Here is a 20,326-nt window from a genome sequence, read left to right on the forward strand (position 1 = left end):
AGCTAAATCCTGTTCCTATTTTAAACGGTCCGGATTGAGACATTCCAGCTCAGGAATTACAAAGATACCATCTTTACGAATCAACACATCATCAAAATAAATCTCTCCACCGCCATAATCTGGACGCTGGATCAACACCAGATCCCAGTGAATGGACGAGCGATTGCCATTATCCGTTTCTTCATAAGCCTGACCCGGTGTAAAGTGTAAGCTGCCTGCGATTTTCTCATCGAACAGGATATCTTTCATCGGGTGCAGGATATGCGGATTAAAGCCAATTGCGAACTCACCAATATGACGAGCGCCCTCATCCGAATTCAGAATGTCATTTAAGCGCTCTGTATCGTTGCTGGTCGCTTCAACGATTTTGCCATCCTTGAACGTGAACTTGATATTCTCAAATGTTACTCCGTTGTACAGCGTTGGCGCGTTATAACTAATCGTTCCATTCACGGAATTACGTACAGGGGCACTGTACACTTCACCATCCGGAATATTTTTTTGGCCGGAACATTTCTCTGCGCCGATATCTTTAATGGAGAAGCTCAGATCTGTTCCTGGTCCAGTGATACGCACGTTATCCGTCCGCTTCATCAGGTTAGCAAGTGAGTCCTGCGCTTTGTCCATTTTGGCATAATCGAGGTTACATACGTCGAAGTAGAAATCTTCAAACGCTTCTGTGCTCGTATTCGCAAGCTGCGCCATACTTGCGTTAGGGTAACGAAGTACAACCCATTTCGTATGTTTGACACGCTGTTCACTATGTACCGGGTGGGAGTACAAGGAATTGTACATTTTCATTTTTTCTTCCGGCACATCGGACAGATCATTTACATTTTCTCCCGCACGAATGCCAATATAACAATCCATCTGTTTCATGCGGTTCAAATCAATCTCTGCCCATGTTTTCATCATTTCTTCTGTCGCATTTTTCAGCATAGCACGCTGCACGGTCTTATCGGTCAACTGTACAAAGACGTTACCACCTTTTTTGCCTACTTCTTCAATAATGGCGTTAATCAGATCGCGTTCTGATCCAATCATCTCAACCAATACATTCTCTCCGGGCTGAACATCTACAGAATAGCCCACCAGGCTTGCTGCAAGCTTTTGAATTCTTGGGTCCTTCATCTTGGGTAAAATCCTCCTGTCATATGCCATACTTGAATTGAACAACGGTAAATTACGATACTATTGTAGCACGCGGATAGCCATCCCGTCAGCAGGCAGTCCCTCATTTCATTTATTGATATGACTTGAAGTTTACATCTGTGACGAGGGCTTCTTTGTTGCTTCTATGGCTGTTGTCCGTGTAACTCACCTGACTTTCAGAGGATAAGCGAAGAGGCAAGCTGGTCTTCCGATCTACCGTGAGATGATACACCGTCTGTACTTTAGCTTGTTCCATCATCTGTTGCATCGTTATTTCACCCTGTTTCCATACTTTATCCAGATCCTTCTCCAACTTTTCTTTACTTGTTCCAGTAACCATACCTGCCTTGTGCATATATTCTGCTCGAATAGCTGTCATCTCATCGTTCAGCTGGGCTTGAGCCCAGATTTTGGCATCTTCCGGCGCAAGCTCAATTCGTAAGGTTCTGGTTCGACGACCGGACCCATACTCGGACTGAATCGTTTTGTGCATCCCATCGATTTTCTCCATTTGTGCGATTGGATTGAAGCGGGAAAGAGAACCACGCAGCGGCTCATGCTGCGCGGACAACGCCATCCATTGACCTTGTTTCCGCTCGAAAGAGGCACTGAACCCACTGGGCTGTCCATTAGGATTTACTGCAGTAGGATGAACGCCTGTGCCTACAGCGGTAACGGCTCCGGGTAATCGGGTCTGCAACGTCAGACGATCATGATTCTCCAATTTCCCTTCAAATTTGAACTGATTCTCGAAAAGTCCACTGTTCTCTCGTCGTAAACCCGCTTCCCCCTCAAAACTTAACGTTTCTTTTCCCGCTATCCCGGATAAGGCCAAGGAAAAAATTTCTTCAGGAGTTCGATCACGTTGGATCCATCCACACCCTGGAACACCAATAATTACTATGCTCACGAATAACCATAATGTACCTACAGACCGGCGGTTAAGCATACCCATCACCCTTCCGTCAACTTTCTCCATAGATTGCCCTGCCTGTATACGCTTATACTTCCTTCCATTAACAACTTGGCTCCTTAAAATAAAAAAATTAGAGAACGACTCCGCAATTGGAATGGTTCTCTCTTAACGTGTTACTTCCTGTTCCTCTACAACGATTCTGTTCCGACCTCCATTCTTGGCGCTATACAACGCCATGTCAGCCCGATAAAACAAAGACTCTACACTAACCTTCTCATCCATCCAATTCCATTCAGCAATGCCACTGGATACCGTAACGAAAGGTCTCGTCTCTTCCGCAACCCTTGTCCGGATCACTTCCGCATATTCAAGCGCTTGATGGACACTAACCTGTGGCATATAGATAGCCAGTTCTTCTCCACCCCATCTGGCACAGATGTCCTCCGGGCGAACAGAACTAGTAACAATTTCACTCACTTGCTTCAACACTTGATCACCCGTCTGGTGTCCGAATGTATCATTCACCTGTTTGAATTGATCAATATCCACCACAATGAGAGAACCACAGAACTCATGAGCCTGGCGCTCGTGAATTACGCTGTCCAGGTAATGCCTAACGTACAACCCGGTCAACATATCCAAATTAGCCAAACGCCGAACCTCGGCATGTAGCGTGGCATTGGAAAGAGCTAGACCGATATGAATGGACAACATCTGCAAGAGCCGATAATTATCATACGAGAAGTAGTGCTCTCTAGTGTGTGCTAGCAGAATGGCACCTTTCACTTCACCATTAACACTAATCGGTGATGCAATCAGTGACATGGAACCGGTATTTTCCATGAATACGGAGGATACTTTGTCGTATTGAGCATAATTGGATATAATTAGCGGTTCCGCTGTTCGATACAGCAATCCTGCGATACCGTAATCCACAGAGAATGATTGGTGATACACATCTTCCATGTTAGATGACATGACTTCGAAGTGATTCGTATTATCATTGAGTTGAAGAATGCAACACGTTTCAGCCTGAAATATTTCCTTTAACTCTCGCTGGGATATTTGATAAATCTCCATAAGTTGCAGGCTTTGGTTCAAGCGTTGTGTAAGGCCATTAATTAAACGAAGTTCCTGAATCAACATATTAGACTGTTCATGCAACTTGGCATTTTCGAAGGCCGTTCCTGCTGTGTCTACCATCATCGTAATCAATTGCAGATCCGATTCTTCCATGAGCTCATCATTCATTTCAATATGGAATACACCGTATATGCCTTGTTTTCCTTTAAGAGGAAGACCCACCTCAACAATGCGGCTTTCTCCATCATCCGACCGGGCGACAATCAGTTTGCCCTCCATGAACGTCCGAACACACAGATCTTCTCCTCGTTCGTTTAGAAGCAACGGTTTGATCCGCGGGTTAAAATTGCTCTGATCCTGAGACATATACAATTTGATGTAAGTGGCTGGGTACAAGTAATCCATGCTGTCAAATACCTCATCCAATATGGCGCCGACATCCATTTTCTCATGCATTCGCTGAACAATCTGAAAGAGGATAGACCTCCGGTGTTCCTCACGTGCTGTTTGTTCATGGGCATGTAACAGGTCCGTCATAAATATGTATTCAAATCTTCGGTAAAAGCAGGTACGATAATGCAATGCCTCAGATCGAACCACAGCTTCAGACGTTTCATCTCGGTTGGTTTCATAGATCACAGCAGTAAATACGGCAAACATGTCCTTGTTCGTTCTGGAGAATAGGGGGTGAGTTATTAGAAGATATTCTCCCCGTTCGCCTGATCCTCTGTGAGACAGAGCCTGTCTCTTATCAATGCATTCCAATACAAGCCTGTGTACATCCACGCCAGGATTAGCTTCACGATCGCTATCATATCCCAGACAGACGCCTTCCGTATTCCATACACTGTACAACGTCGTTGTCATGGCCAAGCCAGAATCCACTTGGGATTTCCAGTCACTGTAAGCCTGTTGCAGCAAGTTGCCCAAATATGAAAAATCAAAAGGTGTGATATCCATTTTTTGCATCCACAATACATGCTCTTCATGAGGATGAGGAGCCGCAAAGGAAACGGAATCGCCCGAACTTCGTGAATTCAAGCTGGCAGGTAAACTTCTTAGATGTTCTAACATGTCAGGCGCTCCTTTGCACCGTTTTTTTATCCGATAGGATGCATTAATCTGCAGACGCTATCGCAAACCTGCAAATCCTCTACAATATCCTTGATACACAAGATCATTTAAAGTTAAGATACATTCTATTTTACTCTGTTTAAAGCTTTTTTGCATCCATATTTCAGAAAATTGTCCTATTATTTTAGGCCCAATGACCTATCGACAAATTTAGACGTTTTTCTGACTTTATCCTATGCTTGACTTTGCATCTCTTAGACTGTAGAATAAATTGTTGATGAAGACTACTAAATGGGTCTTTAAATTTGGGCATTACCGGTTGTGTCACCCTCATTCTTTTTGTTGCTTTCAGGACAGCGGCTGAACTATCCTGATCGTTCTATGCGTGGCCAAGCCCGCATCAACAAATTGGAGCGCAAACAGAGCCCTAATATGAACTTTAACTAAAAAGGAGCTACTTTAAACATGGCACGTTACACTGGTCCTAAATTTAAATTGAGCCGTCGCCTCGGCATTTCCCTGAGCGGAACAGGCAAAGAATTGAAACGTCCTTTCCCTCCAGGTCAGCACGGAGCTAACCAACGCAGAAAAATGAGCAACTACGGTATGCAGTTGCAAGAAAAACAAAAATTGCGTCACATGTACGGTTTGGGCGAGAAGCAATTCCGCACACTGTTCTCCAAAGCGCAAAAAATGCAAGGTATTGCCGGCGAAAACTTCATGTTCTTGCTTGAGTGCCGCCTTGACAACCTCGTTTACCGTCTTGGCTTTGCTAACTCCCGCGCTGGAGCGCGTCAGTTGGTAGCACATGGTCACGTAACTGTAAACGGCAAAAAAGTTGATATCGCTTCTTACCAAGTAAGCACTGGCGATCTAATCAGCTTGCGTGAAAGAAGTCGTGGTCTTTCTTCCGTTAAGGAATCTTTGGAAGGCCGTTCGCATCTTCCAGCATACGTTGAATATAACGAAGCAGCTGTAGAAGGTAAATTCATCCGCTTGCCTGAGCGCGCTGAATTGTCCCAAGACATCGATGAAAAACAAATCGTCGAGTTCTACAACCGTTAATCGTTGCAATCACATTAAAGTTTCAATCCAAACAGCTGTCGAGATCTTCTCGGCAGCTGTTTTTCTATGCTTTTTTCTATTTCCCTTCATTATTGAAGTCTAAATAACGATATAAATGTTAACTCCCTTTTGGAGTAGCACACAAACATCAGAATACAGACATCGAAGGGGATAAAACATGCATTTCATACGTAACCGCAAGTTGGCAGTTAAGCTGGGACTTCTTCTCGGGGTAGTATTACTCTGTTGTATCGGAGCCTTGATCGCCTTTAACACCAGTACAATCTACGACAAAAGTCTTCAGTACGGCGAAACCGTTGCTGGACAGGCAGCAAATCGGGCCACAACCGAGTTCATGACGGACATTAATCAGGTCAAAAACACACTGGACACCTTAAGTACAACTTTAATGGATGCCGCTCAGAACGAGTCACTCAGCCGCGAGGAAGTCGTCAGACTCCTTGAACAATATCTGAAAAAGGACGAGCACGTTTTCGGCTTTTATACGGGTTGGGAACCGAATGCCTTTGATGGAAACGATGCGGATAACGTGAATAAAAATGAATATGATGATGCTACTGGCCGCTTTATTCCATACGTTATACGGGACGAGAATGCCCTGCATTTGGAACCTCTGCCTACCTATGAAGGAACTAGCGAAACAAGTGCTTATTATCAACAACCCAAGACGACCAAATCCATCTATTGGTCCGAGCCAATCACTTACACAGTTGGCGGTAAAGAAACACTGCTCGTTTCAATTGTGCTCCCACTATTAGACGATAATAATACCTTTCTCGGAATCGTCGGAGCCGACTTTACGATTGAACGCTTCCAGCAAAATATCGCATCACTTAATCCGGATAGTGGCTATGCCATGCTGATTACAAGCGGAGGTCAGATTGCTGCTCACGGCTCCAAACCGGAACTGGCCAATGGGGGAGCTGTGATTCCTTCTGAAATGAAGACGATCATTCAGCGTATCCAGTCTGGTGAATCCCAGTTTTATGCTTCTGACGACCATTCAGATTCGGAACTATTTATAGCAGAGCCCGCCAAGTTGCAAGGATCGAATTCGAACTGGTACCTGGTCTCCGCGCTTCCAAAAAGCCATATCCTTCAACCCTTCTATGAAAGCTTGAACTGGTCCATGCTCATTGCCGCGCTGGCTATTATTCTGCTTGCAAGTGTGGTCACTTACACCATCCTCTCCATTGTAAGGCAGTTAAATCAAGTCAATATTGTCGCTGGACAGCTGGCTGATGGAGATTTGACACAAAAGTTACCTGTACGATCCAAAGATGAATTTGGTGTCATGGCAGGTCATATGAATCAGATGATGGATACACTGCGTCATACGATATCCGTTATATCTGAACATGCTTTATCCGTGGGCTCTACCTCTCAGCAATTAACCGCAGGTGCCGAAGAAACAGGGAAAGCCGCCGAACTGATTGCGTTAACCGGACTGGAAGTTGCAGACAAAGCAGGTAAACAGGTGAACGAACTGCAAGAATCCTCACGTTCCATGAATGAAATATCTGCTGGAATCGGAAGAATTGCACAGGCCGCCGCAGATGTATCTGATTCATCTCGAACCGTGGCTGAGCGAACAACAGTAGGGTCTGATAAGATTCAGGCCGCCATGCGCATGGTCGATAACGCGACCTCTTCTGTACAGACCTCCATGACCGCGCTTGAGAATTTCCGTCAACGCTCTGAAGAGATTGGTCACATTACGGGCATGATAACGGAAGTTAGCCGTCAGACTAATCTTCTTGCACTTAATGCTTCTATTGAAGCATCTAGAGCAGGTGAACACGGACGCGGATTCGGTGTTGTGGCTTCCGAGATTCGCAATCTCGCTGAACAATCCAGAGCATCCGCAGCACAGATTGCAGAGCTAATCCATAATGTTCAGCAAGAAGTGATCTCTCTCGTTGAAAATATGGAAAAAGGCAATTCCGAAGTGATACACATTGCAGAAGTGATGAACGAAAGTGGCGACCTATTCATCTCTATTTCATCACAGATCTCAGATGTTAATGTGCAGATTGAGCATGTTTCAGCCATTGCACAGCAGATGTCCGCAGGATCACAGCAGGTTGATGCCACTTTGATGCAGCTCAAAAACATTGGTCACGAGACAGCTGATCATGCTACTCGAATGGCTTCTGCTTCTGAAGAACAACTCGCATCCATGGAAGAGATTACGGCGGCATCTGCCTCACTGGCTAATCTTACACAGGAACTGCTCGAACTGATTCAACGCTTCAGAACTTGATGTAGAGAATCTCCAATCCTACACTCCAATTGAGGCCGCCCTGTGCAACCTAGCATGGTGGCGGCCTTCTTCCTTTTAACTTTTAACTCATGAAATGTACTCCAATATCGCAAAATATATAGCATAATCCATGGCAGATTAGCAAATTTCGACTATTACTTGGATTTCTCAGGCATGCAAACCCGCCTTTTTATGCTATAATAAGTGCTGTTAAAAGGAGGAAGACACTGAATGGTTGATGTTAATAAGAAAAAGCCCGATGAACAGCCTGCACGCAAGCGTAGCTTTGCACGCAGACTGGGAAGTTTCGTCAAATGGATGGTTGTCCTTGGATTTATGGGGGCACTATTTGTAGGCGGTGCTTTGATGGGATACGTCAGTTCCATTGTCAAAGACGAGCCTGTCCGTTCAAGGGCCCTGATTGAACAAAAAGTCAGCGAAAACTCCATCACAGGCTTTGCTTACTTTGCCGACGGTAGCCCGATCGGTCAATTACGTACAGAAGAAGACAGGCGTCCGGTCACTTTTGACCAGATCCCGAAGAAAGTTATTGATGCCGTTATATCGATTGAAGACAATCATTTTTACGAACATAAAGGCGTAGACATGAGCGGAACGCTCCGTGCCGTGAAACAGAAAGTGCTGAAAGAATCAGTACAAACAGGCGGTAGTACACTGACTCAGCAATTGGCACGACGTGTATTCCTCAATCTGGATCGTACAGAAGATCGGAAAGTGAAAGAAATCTTGCTCTCACTCCGACTCGAACGTTTCCTGACCAAAGACGAGATCATGACAGCCTATCTGAACAAGGTTCCTTTCGGTAATGGTTCCAGCGGATACAACGTATACGGAATTAAGGCCGCTGCCAAAGGTCTGTTCAATATCAATGATCTGGAGAAAATCAACATCGCTCAGGCTGCTTATCTTGCTGGATTACCACAGCTTCCCTCCTCGTATTCGGCCTTTAACGGAAAAGGCGATTTTGTAGAGGATAATTTTGACCGCGCAATCAACCGTCAGCATCTGGTATTACGCCGCATGCTTGAACTCGGCAAAATCAATCAGTCCGAGCATGACAAAGCGCTTGCTTTTGATATCAAAAGTTCACTCGCTCCGAAGACCATCAAGGCTTACAATACTTATCCATACCTTATGATGGAAACCGAACGGCAAGCTACACAAATTTTGATGAAACAACTGAATGCAGACACAGTTGAAGCTGCAGACGAAAGTACTGATAAAGAAACACCTCAGAAGGAAAGCAGTGCATTATTGGAAGATGCTCAGACGCAATTGCGTACAGGTGGATATCGCATCTACACAACCATTAACAAAAGCATCTACAAAACGATGCGTACCATTGCCGAAGATGATAGCAATTTCTCAGCAGATGATCCTGTAAAAGGAAAAGAACAGACTGCTGCCATGCTGATTAATCACAAAACCGGTGCAATTCTAGGCATGATTGAAGGCCGAAATTTCCAGGATGAACAGATGAACTATGCTACGCAGATGATACGTCAGCCAGGTTCGACGATGAAACCGATCGCTGCTTATCTGCCAGCCCTGGATGAAGGTCTTGTCCAGCCTGCTTCTATTATTGATGACTCACCGATCATTCTGAAAAATGGCCCTAGCGGGTACCATATTGCGAAGAATGCCAACAATCGCTACCAAGGGCTTGTAACTGCCCGCAGAGCATTGAATTATTCACTCAATATACCGGCTTTGAAGTTGTTTAATGAAGAAGTGGGGATCGACAAAGCTTGGACCTTTGCCAAAAAGCTAGGTATTACCACCATCCAGAAGGAAGACTATCAGGCACAGACAGGTGTTCTTGGAGGTCTCCAATACGGTGTAACCGTTGAAGAACTGACCAATGCCTACGGTGCCATCGCCAACAACGGCGTATATAACGATTCCTATATGATTAGCAAAATCGTGGATTCCAAAGGTAATATCGTCTATAAACACGATTCTGAACCTGTTCAGGCCTTCTCGGAACAGACAGCATACCTGATGACCGATATGTTGCGGACCGTAATTACGGAAGGTACGGCAGATAAAGTACGTGAGAATTACAAGTATAGAAAGAGCGTGCCGATCGTAGGTAAAACGGGCTCGACTCAAAATTATGCTGATGTTTGGTTCGAAGGCTATACACCGGATGTCACACTTGGCGTGTGGGTTGGATACAAGCAGCCAGTGAATACACTCGAAAACAAGTCACAGCGTAAACATGCGCAGCAACTGTGGACGAAAATTCTGAATGAAGTAATTGATACGCAAAAAGATCTCTTTGTCACCGATTCGTTCAAAAAACCATCTGGCATCGAAACGCGGACCGTATCAGCTTATAGCGGTAAATTGCCAACATCGCTGACCGACAAATTTGTTACAGATATTTTCAACAGCAAATTTGTTCCCAAGGATCGCGACGACGGTGTCGCCAAAGCCAAATACATTACTTACAATGGTGTAAACTACATTCCACGTGATGGAACGCCTGCGGACATGCTGAAAGAAAAAACGGTAATCAAGCGCAAAAAGCCAATCTCTGATCTCATCAAGGAATTGCAAAATGCATTCACACGGATGAGTCGCCATGAGTCCCTTGCCTATTACCTTCCTGAAGATGCGGATGCAGACATGCCAACCCAGATTGATCCAAGAACAGATAACGGCAAAGCTCCTGATGCGCCAGGTAATGTTAGAATCTCAGCCTCGGGTGACAGAGCCGTCATTACATTTAATGCCACACCTGAAAATGATGTCGTTGGTTATCGTCTATACCGTTCTGTTAATGGTGGAGGATTCCAGAACCAGGGGCAAGTGGTCCTGACAGGAGAATCCAGATCATTCAGTGCGTATGCAGCACAAGGAGGCAGCTTCGCTTTCTATGTAACTGCAGTGGATGTCGCGGGTAGGGAGTCTGCTCCAAGTGCTACAGCGAATAGTGCTGGTATTGCAGCTCCTCCTGTGGAAGAGGTAAAAGAGCCAATTAATGTTCCAGGTACAGTTATTACTCCGGGAGAAACCCAAACGGATAATGCTCCCGCGACGGCCCCAGGTTCACCTGGCCAAGTCAGCGTATCTGCTCTCACACAAGGACTGCGTATTCAATGGGCATCGAATACGGACGCAACGAGTTACGCTGTATATTACAGTGAAACCGGTTCGGCTCCTTACACCAAAATCGGAACGACTGCGGGCACATCCATGGATTATGGCGTACCTGCATCAACCAACGGATGGTTCAAAGTATCTGCCAGCAACAGTGTTGGTGAATCAGAACCTTCTGCAGCCGTGCATTATCAACCCTGATGCAACTTTAGTTATTCCAATGCAGCCGCACCTTCAGTCTATGACTGAGGGTGCGGCTTTTCATTGTAAAATGAAAAAGCCTGATCACATGCCATCAGGCATGAACCAGGCTTCTTCTGAAATGGTATGAACTCATTTAATCTTCAATCGTGGATAGATCTCCTGCAGGCAGATCAAGCTCCCAAGCTTTCAGTACACGACGCATGATCTTGCCAGAACGTGTCTTGGGCAGTTTATCCTTAAACTCAATCTCACGCGGAGCAGCGTGGGCAGAGAGGCCTTCTTTGACAAACCGATAGATCTCTTCTTTCAGCTCTGGAGTCGCCTCATACCCTTCACGAAGAGCTACAAAGGCCTTGATGATCTCCCCACGTGTCACATCGGGTTTGCCAATTACACCTGCTTCCGCTACCGCAGGATGCTCCACCAGCTTGCTCTCCACCTCAAAGGGACCAATACGCTCGCCTGAGGAATTAATCACATCATCAATTCGCCCCTGGAACCAGAAGTATCCCTCTTCATCCATATAAGCGGAATCCCCAGATACATACCATCCCGTCAGCCTGAAGTACTCTTCGTATTTCGCAGGGTTATTCCAGATCTTCGCCATCATGGATGGCCAAGGTGAACGTATCGCCAAATTGCCCATACTGTATGGTGGCAATTCCTGCCCGCGATCATCAATGATGGCCGCGTCTATTCCTGGCAAAGGACGACCCATGGAACCTGGCTTAATTGGCATTCCTGGATAGTTACAGATCAGTTGTGCACCTGTTTCAGTCATCCACCACGTATCGTGGATTCGTTGACCATAGGCTTTCCATCCCCAACGAACGACCTCCGGATTGAGCGGTTCACCAACCGACATCACGTGACGCAGACTACTCAGATCATGCTGGGCTATCGTCTCTTCACCAGCGCCCATCAGCATGCGGAAAGCCGTTGGTGCACTGTACCAGACAGTGACTTTATTCTTTTGGATCGTGCTGTACCAATCATGAGGACTGAAACGTCCGCCACGTATCACGTTGGTCGCTCCATTTAGCCACGGAGCAAAGATCCCGTATGAAGTTCCTGTAACCCAACCCGGATCAGCTGTGCACCAGTACACGTCATCTTCACGTAAATCCAGAACAACCTTGCCCGTATAATAGTGCTGAATCATGGCATTCTGAACATGGTACACCCCTTTGGGTTTACCCGTTGAGCCTGAGGTATAGTGAATAAGCAAACCATCCTCACGATTCAGCCACTCCACTTCCATCTCATCCGAAGCGACAGACATCTCTGCATCAAAATCGATGAGTCCTTCTTCAGTCTGTGCGCCCCCACCCACAACAAATATATGTTTGAGTTCGGGCAATTCGGAACGTTTGATCCGTCCCAGCAATTCCGGAGTGGTGACGAGGGCTACAGCCCCGCTATCCTCCAGTCGATCCTTCACAGCCGTTTCCATAAAAGCTTCGAACAAAGGGCCCGCGACGGCCCCAGCCTTCAATATGCCGAGGAGACTGAAATATAGCTCAGGACTTCGCGGCATAAAAATGAAGACACGTTCCCCTTTGGCTATTCCGTACTTGCGGAGGACATTACCAAACCGACTCGACTGTTCGCTTAGATCAGCAAAGGTATAAGACTCATCGCGTGAAGCATCGCTATACAATAAAGCAGTTCTCCCGCCCCTTCCTTCCAGGACATGTCGATCAATCGCTTCATGCGCCATGTTCACTCTTCCGCTGGCGTGCCACGTAAAGTGCCTTTCCACCGATTCCCAATCGAACCGGCTTCTCGCCTCCGTGTAATCGCCCAGATTAGATTCAGACACAACCGTTTGCAGCATCTCACCATGTGCTTGACTCATGCTTGCCAGCCTCCTTCAACTCGACATTTCGATTCCCATTATGGGTTACTTCGTATTGCCTTTGTGTTGACTGAACTTCCAGTTAGCGCTTACATTAGTAGAGAGAACTTCTCATCATGTACTTGCCTGGCCAAACAGATGCATCCAAATTTCTGTTAAATTGTGAACATTTTTTGTCTACGCAATTATAGCAAATCTTTTCAATCATCGTCTATGGCTTTTCAATTTTTTGGTTTTTTGCTATAAGTAGGGGGAGAGAGGAGCATGAACTATGGAGCATATCAAGGAGTATCATATACGTTCCATCTTCAAGTCCGGCCACCGAATTACGGTTGAGGGTCCTGTGCAGGCCGAGGCGATTACCAGACTTCATTTCCATCCAGATCTGGATGCCTTTCGGCGTCCAACCGAGCAACAGGAGGCGCTGGCCGAGATTGCAGCTTTACCCGAAGGTCGGATTATGATTGCACATGATCAAGAAACGATTGTCGGCTATGTCACTTTTCACTACGCGGATGACTGTGAGCGCTGGTCTGAGGGTAACATGACTGATCTGATTGAGCTTGGGGCTATCGAGGTTGCAGACGACTACCGTTCTCTTGGTATTGGACGCGAAATGCTACTTACGGCTATGGAAGACAAACATATGGAGAACTATATCATTTTTACTACAGAGTATTATTGGCATTGGGATCTGAAGGGTAGTGGACTATCCGTATGGGATTATCGCAAAATGATGGAAAGGCTAATGCAGACGATCGACATGACCTGGTATGCAACAGACGACCCTGAAATATGCTCACATCCTGCAAACTGTCTGATGGTTCGAATCGGGAGTCAGGTACCCCTAACATCGGAAGAACAGTTCGATCGTGTACGCTTCCGCTATCGGTTTATGTATTAAAAAATGACGTATTCACGCCCATCATTATACATAAAAAAACCGCTCCTCACAGCATTCATCATGATTGATGAACAGCTACCTAAGGGCGGTTTATGATTTAGCGGCCTCTCAGCCGCATTCCATAAGCAGCACATGCGTTTACAGCTTTTACAATTACATATTGTGGAGCATGTGCTCCACAATACGGTGCGAACGCTGCGAGGATTCCACAGTAAATTCAGCAAAGTTAACATGGGCCGAACCATCCGCTTTGTCTGACATGCCGCGCAGAACAACGAAGGGTACACGATTCATGTAACAAACCTGAGCGACTGCGGCACCCTCCATCTCGGCACATGCCCCGTCCATTTCGGTATATAACATGTTCACCGTATCTTTACTTGCGATAAATTGGTCGCCGGACAGCACCTTACCGATCAGGTAATGTGTGCCCTGTGCTTTGCATGCTTCTTCAGCCAGCGCAATCAGCGAAGCTTCTGCCGGGAATGCAGACGTTTCCTGATAAGGAATAACCCCACGTTCAAACCCGAGTGGCGTTACGTCCATATCATGCTGTACACATACCGAGGATATCACCATATCGCCAATGTTCAGTTCCGGATGAACCGCTCCTGCAACACCTGTGAAGATCACTCGATTAACTTGAAAACGATCAATCAGAATCTGCGTCGTCACCGCTGCATTCACTTTACCTACGCCCGACTTGCATACCACAATCTGCTTGCCCAGCCATTCGCCTGCCACATACGTAATTCCGGTTTGCTTGACTGTCTCAAGCTGCTTCATACCCGCGAGCAAAAGCTCCACTTCTTCATCCATCGCTCCGATTATACCAATGGTTTCACGCATTTTTGATACCCCCTGTTTCATACTAAATCTGGTTACATTGTCTCCAGGTCCCTTGCCCGTTAGAGACTTCAGTTCTCATTCAGCACAAAAGCTCCGTCTCCGGAGCTTCTGCACATTCACTATGTAGAGAGAATCTCTTCTCCCTTTCCGTATAACTTGACTTAACCAGCGTGACTTACAGACAAACGAAGAATGGTTTCATGTGGCAAAATAACCCGTGGGTTCTCCACATTTTCTTTCTTCATAAGCTTCGTCAGCAGACGCATCGCTACAGCTCCGAGATCGTACATTGGCTGAGCTACTGTCGTCAACTGAGGACGCACCATGGAAGCCATGCGAATGTTATCCACACTAATAATGGAGAAATCATCCGGTACTTTCAGGCCGTCATCCTGAATACTATGAATGGCACCGATGGCCATTTCATCCGTTGCAGCAAAGATCGCTGAAGGTTTCTTCTTGAGTCCCAGGAAATATTTCATCGCTTCCACACCGGATTCATAACGATAGTTACCAATTCGAACGAGATCCTCCTGGTATTCAATCCCCGCTGCTTCCAGTGCTTTTTTGTAGCCTTGGAAACGAGCATATCCATTCGCTGGATCTTGCAACGTACCACTGATCATTGCGATTTCCTTGTGTCCGTGACGAATTAACGTATTTACCGCATCAAAGGCAGCAGCCTCATGATCAATATCTACAGAAGGGAATGTTCCCTTCTCATCACTCGTTGCACAAAGTACGATCGGCACAGCCGCAGACTGGAACGCCTGAATGTGTTCGTCCGTTACTGTTCCACCCATGAAGAGCAGTCCATCGACTTGCTTCTCAAGCAATGTATTAATTACACGAATTTCTTTTTCTTTTTTCTTATCCGCATTACACAGAATAATGTTGTAGTGATACATATTCGCAATATCTTCAATTCCGCGGGCAATCTCCGCGAAGGTTGAGTTCGAAATATCCGGAATAACGACTCCGACCGTGGTTGTCTTCTTGCTCGCCAGACCTCTGGCTACCGCATTCGGGCGATATCCCAACCGTTCGATGGATTCATATACTTTTTTACGCGTTTGCGGTTTAACATTAGGGTTATTATTAACTACCCGTGATACCGTTGCCATAGACACTCCAGCTTCACGTGCCACATCATAAATGGTTACCGTCACAGTACTTCTCTCCATTACCAGTAAATTTTCATACCATTTTCATTAAGATTTATATTACGACAATTTTTTGCATTAATCAATTAAAATAGGCTTTAGGACTCACTCAAAACATTCGTAAGTGTGGTCGTAGTAATATCTGAATGGGAAGTATGCCATACAGGAATTCCCTTTTTAATCAGGATCGCCTGTGGAGATTCGTGCTTAACACCTAGCTGTTCTGCTGCTTCGTTAGATACCGTACGATCTTCCACGACGTAGATGATGCCATATTTCACTTGTTCATTGGGAGTGTTATGCAAATAATCATTCATCTCCTGATAAGCATGCGCACTGATCGGGCAGCGTGTACTGTGCTTAAACAGAAGCAAGGGTTGATCCTCGGTAGCCTCCACCGCGGAGTTTAGCTGTTCAATACTTGTCATTTTAGTCATGTCAGCCATTAGATATACATCCCCCTTTACCAAGAATACCGCTATGTTGAGCGTTTTCACTCTTCGATAGCTTAACAAAAAGTACGAGAAAAAGCCAATTTTCATGAAAACAAGCATTCTACACGTCAAAATTAGACAGCATTCGAGAAGTGCGCCTGCCACACAAATCCGGATAATTGACTTAATCTGCGCTCTGTAGTCTCCATCCACGCAGCATCACCAGACTTCGTTGCGTAACCCATAATATCCAACAGCAGATTAATACGCTCCTCCACCGCTTGCTGCATTCGATATTCCATCTCCCGATCGGTCGCATCCGGCCAAGCCAGCAGTTGTTCATGGAGCAAGTCAGCCAATTCGTTTCGTTCACCAAATGATACATCCTGCTTCACGGGTTGCTCACCCAATGTGCTTATACATTCTGTTAAGTCCGGCTTGACCGGTTGAAGCACTTCGTATGATACACAGTCTGTACACGCAAATACAGGTACGTTTCGAATCTCAACCTTTTTGGCGTATACTACTGTTCTTAGTTCCAATTCCATTACATGTCCACATCTGCACGATTTGCGCACAACCATCACCTCTTCGCTCTATACTCTTATATAAGTACCATTCGACCTATTTCTGCTTAAATCCTGCTGCAAATAAGAGGTTGCACAAATTACCACTCCCACCAGATGAAGGCTGTCGAATGTAATCAGTTATTGAGTTGTAACCGCTTACCCGAAAGTGAACCTGCACTTCCATGAAGTCCCACTGAGAATCTGTTACAATATAAGACGCAACATCCCTAATCACCGCAAAAGGAGAGATGGATATGAGATTAACGGGTAAAAAAGTCATCGCTCTGATCGATGAAGAATTCGAGGATCTGGAACTGTGGTATCCTGTGCACCGTGTTCGTGAAGAGGGCGCCGAGGTACATCTGGCCGGAGAGAAAAAAGGAAAAATCTATATGGGTAAATATGGTGTGCCCGCTGAGGCGGAATACAGTTTCGATGAACTCGACAGTTCACAGTATGATGGTATTCTCGTGCCCGGCGGCTGGGCACCGGACAAGCTGCGTCGATATACCAAAGTGCTGGAGCTTGTGAAGGAAATGAATGCAGATCAAAAACCGATCGGACAGATCTGTCATGCAGGTTGGGTTCTGATCTCCGCCAAGATTCTGGATGGCGTAACGGTTACCTCTACACCAGGCATTCGGGATGATATGGAAAATGCAGGTGCCATCTGGAAAGATGAAGCGGTTGTTGTTGATGGTCATATCATCTCAGCGCGTCGTCCGCCCGATCTTCCCCCTTACGGCAAGGCGTTCTGTGATGCACTGGCTGCAAAATAAACAAAAAATAACCCCACTATGACGAGTAATGTTCACAGTGGGGTTATTTTTGTTGATACATTTTGTAAATAAATGTAACTAAATTGAATATATTAACTTAAAGGTATTTATTTACAGTTATACAACTCACGACGCATTTGAACCACTTTGTTCGTCCGGGCTTCCCGTGGAGTCATTAAACACTTGCAGACGATTCTCAATATCTCCGCTAGTTCGCAGGGTGAAACATTCACGAGCTTCCACTTTGGCTACCGATGCCGTCGTATTCAGCACTCTGTGTTTCACACGCAGCAGGGATTGTGGTGACATGCTCAAGTGACGGATGCCAAGCTCCAGCCATAGTGGAATGGAACGTTCGTCCCCTGCCATCTCCCCGCACACACTTACATCAATTCCGGCCGTATGAGCCGCATCCGCTGTCGCACGAAGCATCCGCAGAACAGCCGGGTGATATGGATGATACATATGGGCAATCTGTTCGTTCATTCGGTCTACAGCCAGCACATACTGAACCAGGTCATTCGTACCTATACTGAAGAAATCCGCTTCCTCAGCGAGCAGATCAGCAATCATCACTGCTGCTGGAACTTCAATCATGATTCCCACCTGAATGTGAGGGTCGTATGATAATCCCCGCTCATCCAGATCGGACATCGCCTCACGAAGAATCTCATTGGCCTGCTGAAGCTCTTCTACCGAAGAGATCATCGGATACATAATTTTGACATTGCCAGCAGCACTGGCACGTAGAATGGCTGTAAGCTGGGTTTTGAACAGATCCTTACGATCCAGACTAATCCGAATTGCACGATACCCTAGGAACGGATTGTCTTCCTCCGGTAGTTCAAAATAATCGAGCTGCTTGTCACCACCGATATCCAATGTACGAATGACAACAGACTGGCCTGATGTTTTCTCTGCCACAAGACGGTACACTTCATACTGTTCTTGCTCACCGGGGAACGTAGCCCTGTCCATATAAAGGAACTCAGTCCGGAACAAACCTACACCCATGGCTCCATGTTTCAAGGCCATATCCAATTCCTTCACGGAACTGATATTGGAAGCCAGGTGCAGGATAGCCCCGTCTTTGGTTACGGCATCCACCGTAGCAAGCACCTGCAGTTGTTCCTTCTTCTTCAGTTGCTTGCTACGAAGCATGGTGTACCGTTCAATCGTCTTGCGATCCGGATCAGTGAAGACCAGACCATGGTCACCATCTACGACTAACATATCCCCTGTCTCTACCGGCATGCCAAGACTCGCTTCCAGACCGGAAACGAGAGGAATACCCAGCGCACGAGCCATAATTGCAGAATGTGATGTCTTCCCGCCGATCAGGGTAACGATACCTAACACATGGGTGGGATTCAGATGTACCAGTTGAGATGGCGACAGTTCTTTGGCAACAAGTACATAAGGCTGGGTATCCGAAGGGAGTGTGATCTCCGGTGCTCCTAGCAGGTGCTTGAGCAGACGGTTACCTACATCCTTGATGTCAATGGCCCGCTCCTTCATATACTCGTCTTCGAGCAAGTCAAACATCGTGACAAAGTGATCAATGGCTTCTTTGACCGCCACTTCTGCCGCTTTGTACTGACGCTCAATTATGCCTCGAATTTCATTCATGAACACCGGATCTTCCAGAATCGCCAGATGTGCATCAAAGATGCTGGATTCCTCGGGACCTACCACTTCCTTGAACTCATTCTTGATATATTCGATCTCATCTTTGGATGTCCGTATGCCCTCATACAGCCGTTCGAACTCCTGGGCGAGATCTACCGAATCCATCTTCTGGTCCGGCAGATCCCATTCCCAACTGGGCAGGACAAATGCTTTGCCGATGGCGATGCCTGCAGCTGCGTTGATGCCTTGTATCTTCATTCTACCCCTCCAACGTTCCTGTCATAGAGCACCACGGACATAACGGATGCCTGACCTTTCTTGACTTGCTTGAATGGAGCAAAACTCCATGATTTCACACGATCCGGATTCGTAATGACCATCGGCGTCGTCAGTGACGCCGCTTGATCTCGAAGCACTGCCAGATCAAATTTGATCAATAACTGCCCTGGCTCCACCGTATCGCCCTCCTGAACAAAAGCTTCAAAATGGCCTTTTAACTGAGATGTATCGATACCGATATGGAGCAGCACCTCAAGTCCCTCCCGCGTGGAAATACCCAAGGCATGCATCGTCGGATACAAGTGCATAATCGTTCCATACACAGGGGATACCAACTCTCCGCGCTCCGGGACGAAAGCTACACCATCGCCCACAAGCTTGGCTGCAAAGATCTGATCCGGCACCTCTTCAATCGGCAGCATTTTACCCTGAACAGGAGCACAGAATAGAACTTGTTGCAGGTCTCTTTCCAGCAGCTTCGCGATCTCTTCCCGAATCAATTCCGAGTAGGTACCGAATACCACCTGTACGTTACCGCCACCCAGCTTGATCAGTCCGGCGGACCCCATGCTCTTCATGGCACCCGTGTCGATCAAACGGTCATCATGCACCGTCAGGCGAAGGCGCGTAATACATGCTTCAACCTGCACAATGTTGCCCTTCCCTCCCAATGCTTCCAGGATTAAAGGAGCCTGATAGGGGATGTTACCCACCCAATCTTCCAGCATGGAACCCTCTTCCCGTCCTGGTGTTGGAATCTTGAACGTACGAATCGCCCAGCGGAACAGGAAATAATAGACCAACCCATATAGTATGCCAATCGGAATGAGCTTCCAAGCATTCTCTGATAGATGAAAATTGAGTATGTAATCAATAATACCAGCAGAGTAGGAGAATCCATGTCGTATATCCAGCCAGTAACTAATCCACATGGCAATGCCCGACATCACGGCATGTA

At 46.3% G+C, this 20,326-nt stretch carries 15 protein-coding genes; 5 read left to right on the forward strand and 10 right to left on the reverse strand.

Annotated elements, in window-relative coordinates:
- Positions 1-15 precede the first annotated feature (15 nt).
- The 3 genes from C0Q44_RS26945 to C0Q44_RS26955 form a co-directional block, all read right to left on the reverse strand.
- A complete protein-coding gene (locus C0Q44_RS26945; protein ID WP_105410241.1) occupies positions 16-1,131 on the reverse strand; it encodes an aminopeptidase in 1,116 nt (371 codons plus the stop codon).
- A 112-nt stretch (positions 1,132-1,243) separates the two neighbouring features.
- Positions 1,244-2,131, reverse strand: coding sequence for a hypothetical protein (locus tag C0Q44_RS26950; RefSeq protein ID WP_105410242.1), 888 nt, complete (start codon positions 2,129-2,131; stop codon positions 1,244-1,246).
- 102 nt (positions 2,132-2,233) lie between these two features.
- Positions 2,234-4,225: a sensor domain-containing diguanylate cyclase gene (locus C0Q44_RS26955; protein WP_105410243.1), complete on the reverse strand. Its 1,992-nt coding sequence runs from the start codon at positions 4,223-4,225 to the stop codon at positions 2,234-2,236.
- A 465-nt stretch (positions 4,226-4,690) separates the two neighbouring features.
- On the opposite strand from C0Q44_RS26955, the gene rpsD reads away from it, so the two are divergent.
- The 3 genes from rpsD (at position 4,691) to C0Q44_RS26970 (ending at position 10,901) form a co-directional block, all read left to right on the forward strand.
- Positions 4,691-5,290, forward strand: a complete 600-nt coding sequence (gene rpsD, locus C0Q44_RS26960; RefSeq protein ID WP_105410244.1) for a 30S ribosomal protein S4 — start codon at positions 4,691-4,693, stop codon at positions 5,288-5,290.
- A 178-nt stretch (positions 5,291-5,468) separates the two neighbouring features.
- On the forward strand, positions 5,469-7,574 hold the full coding sequence (locus tag C0Q44_RS26965; RefSeq protein WP_105410245.1) for a methyl-accepting chemotaxis protein: 2,106 nt from the start codon (positions 5,469-5,471) through the stop codon (positions 7,572-7,574).
- Between the two features lie 231 nt (positions 7,575-7,805).
- Positions 7,806-10,901 (forward strand): transglycosylase domain-containing protein, encoded by a 3,096-nt coding sequence (locus C0Q44_RS26970; protein ID WP_105410246.1) that lies wholly within the window; start codon positions 7,806-7,808, stop codon positions 10,899-10,901.
- Positions 10,902-11,037: 136 nt separating this feature from the next.
- Here the strand turns inward: C0Q44_RS26970 and acsA are convergent, their stop codons facing one another.
- Positions 11,038-12,762: an acetate--CoA ligase gene (gene acsA / locus C0Q44_RS26975; protein WP_105410247.1), complete on the reverse strand. Its 1,725-nt coding sequence runs from the start codon at positions 12,760-12,762 to the stop codon at positions 11,038-11,040.
- Between the two features lie 271 nt (positions 12,763-13,033).
- Here acsA and C0Q44_RS26980 point away from each other — a divergent pair, with 271 nt between their 5' ends.
- Positions 13,034-13,666 carry a GNAT family N-acetyltransferase gene (locus C0Q44_RS26980; protein ID WP_105410248.1) on the forward strand — a complete coding sequence of 211 codons (633 nt, stop codon included), beginning with the start codon at positions 13,034-13,036 and terminating at the stop codon, positions 13,664-13,666.
- 153 nt (positions 13,667-13,819) lie between these two features.
- Here C0Q44_RS26980 and C0Q44_RS26985 read toward each other — a convergent pair whose 3' ends face one another.
- The 4 genes from C0Q44_RS26985 to C0Q44_RS27000 form a co-directional block, all read right to left on the reverse strand.
- A complete protein-coding gene (locus C0Q44_RS26985; protein WP_105410249.1) occupies positions 13,820-14,515 on the reverse strand; it encodes a 5'-methylthioadenosine/adenosylhomocysteine nucleosidase in 696 nt (231 codons plus the stop codon).
- 161 nt (positions 14,516-14,676) lie between these two features.
- Complete coding sequence (gene ccpA / locus C0Q44_RS26990; RefSeq protein ID WP_105410250.1) at positions 14,677-15,684, reverse strand: catabolite control protein A; 1,008 nt, start codon at positions 15,682-15,684, stop codon at positions 14,677-14,679.
- 92 nt (positions 15,685-15,776) lie between these two features.
- The gene (gene ytxJ, locus C0Q44_RS26995) at positions 15,777-16,124 is read right to left on the reverse strand and encodes a bacillithiol system redox-active protein YtxJ (RefSeq protein WP_105410251.1); all 348 of its coding nucleotides are present in this window, start codon (positions 16,122-16,124) and stop codon (positions 15,777-15,779) included.
- A gap of 122 nt (positions 16,125-16,246) precedes the next feature.
- Complete coding sequence (locus C0Q44_RS27000) at positions 16,247-16,660, reverse strand: hypothetical protein (RefSeq protein ID WP_146113521.1); 414 nt, start codon at positions 16,658-16,660, stop codon at positions 16,247-16,249.
- Positions 16,661-16,935: 275 nt separating this feature from the next.
- On the opposite strand from C0Q44_RS27000, the gene C0Q44_RS27005 reads away from it, so the two are divergent.
- On the forward strand, positions 16,936-17,460 hold the full coding sequence (locus tag C0Q44_RS27005) for a type 1 glutamine amidotransferase domain-containing protein (protein WP_105410253.1): 525 nt from the start codon (positions 16,936-16,938) through the stop codon (positions 17,458-17,460).
- 126 nt (positions 17,461-17,586) lie between these two features.
- Here C0Q44_RS27005 and ptsP read toward each other — a convergent pair whose 3' ends face one another.
- Positions 17,587-19,347, reverse strand: a complete 1,761-nt coding sequence (gene ptsP / locus C0Q44_RS27010) for a phosphoenolpyruvate--protein phosphotransferase (RefSeq protein ID WP_105410254.1) — start codon at positions 19,345-19,347, stop codon at positions 17,587-17,589.
- On the reverse strand, positions 19,344-20,315 hold the full coding sequence (locus C0Q44_RS31940) for a glucose PTS transporter subunit IIA (RefSeq protein ID WP_374955162.1): 972 nt from the start codon (positions 20,313-20,315) through the stop codon (positions 19,344-19,346). Before C0Q44_RS31940 ends, ptsP begins: the two co-directional genes overlap by 4 nt.
- Positions 20,316-20,326 lie beyond the last annotated feature (11 nt).

Source organism: Paenibacillus sp. PCH8, assembly GCF_002968835.1.
GTDB lineage: Bacteria > Bacillota > Bacilli > Paenibacillales > Paenibacillaceae > Paenibacillus.

Bases quoted from the DNA above. Each gene is read 5' to 3' on its own strand.
- C0Q44_RS26945 (WP_105410241.1), bottom strand. From the start codon at position 1,131: ATGAAGGACCCAAGAATTCAAAAGCTTGCAGCAAGCCTGGTGGGCTAT.
- C0Q44_RS26950 (WP_105410242.1), bottom strand. From the start codon at position 2,131: ATGGAGAAAGTTGACGGAAGGGTGATGGGTATGCTTAACCGCCGGTCT.
- C0Q44_RS26955 (WP_105410243.1), bottom strand. From the start codon at position 4,225: ATGTTAGAACATCTAAGAAGTTTACCTGCCAGCTTGAATTCACGAAGT.
- rpsD (WP_105410244.1), top strand. From the start codon at position 4,691: ATGGCACGTTACACTGGTCCTAAATTTAAATTGAGCCGTCGCCTCGGC.
- C0Q44_RS26965 (WP_105410245.1), top strand. From the start codon at position 5,469: ATGCATTTCATACGTAACCGCAAGTTGGCAGTTAAGCTGGGACTTCTT.
- C0Q44_RS26970 (WP_105410246.1), top strand. From the start codon at position 7,806: ATGGTTGATGTTAATAAGAAAAAGCCCGATGAACAGCCTGCACGCAAG.
- acsA (WP_105410247.1), bottom strand. From the start codon at position 12,762: ATGAGTCAAGCACATGGTGAGATGCTGCAAACGGTTGTGTCTGAATCT.
- C0Q44_RS26980 (WP_105410248.1), top strand. From the start codon at position 13,034: ATGGAGCATATCAAGGAGTATCATATACGTTCCATCTTCAAGTCCGGC.
- C0Q44_RS26985 (WP_105410249.1), bottom strand. From the start codon at position 14,515: ATGCGTGAAACCATTGGTATAATCGGAGCGATGGATGAAGAAGTGGAG.
- ytxJ (WP_105410251.1), bottom strand. From the start codon at position 16,124: ATGGCTGACATGACTAAAATGACAAGTATTGAACAGCTAAACTCCGCG.
- C0Q44_RS27000 (WP_146113521.1), bottom strand. From the start codon at position 16,660: ATGGAATTGGAACTAAGAACAGTAGTATACGCCAAAAAGGTTGAGATT.
- C0Q44_RS27005 (WP_105410253.1), top strand. From the start codon at position 16,936: ATGAGATTAACGGGTAAAAAAGTCATCGCTCTGATCGATGAAGAATTC.
- ptsP (WP_105410254.1), bottom strand. From the start codon at position 19,347: ATGAAGATACAAGGCATCAACGCAGCTGCAGGCATCGCCATCGGCAAA.
- C0Q44_RS31940 (WP_374955162.1), bottom strand. From the start codon at position 20,315: ATGTCGGGCATTGCCATGTGGATTAGTTACTGGCTGGATATACGACAT.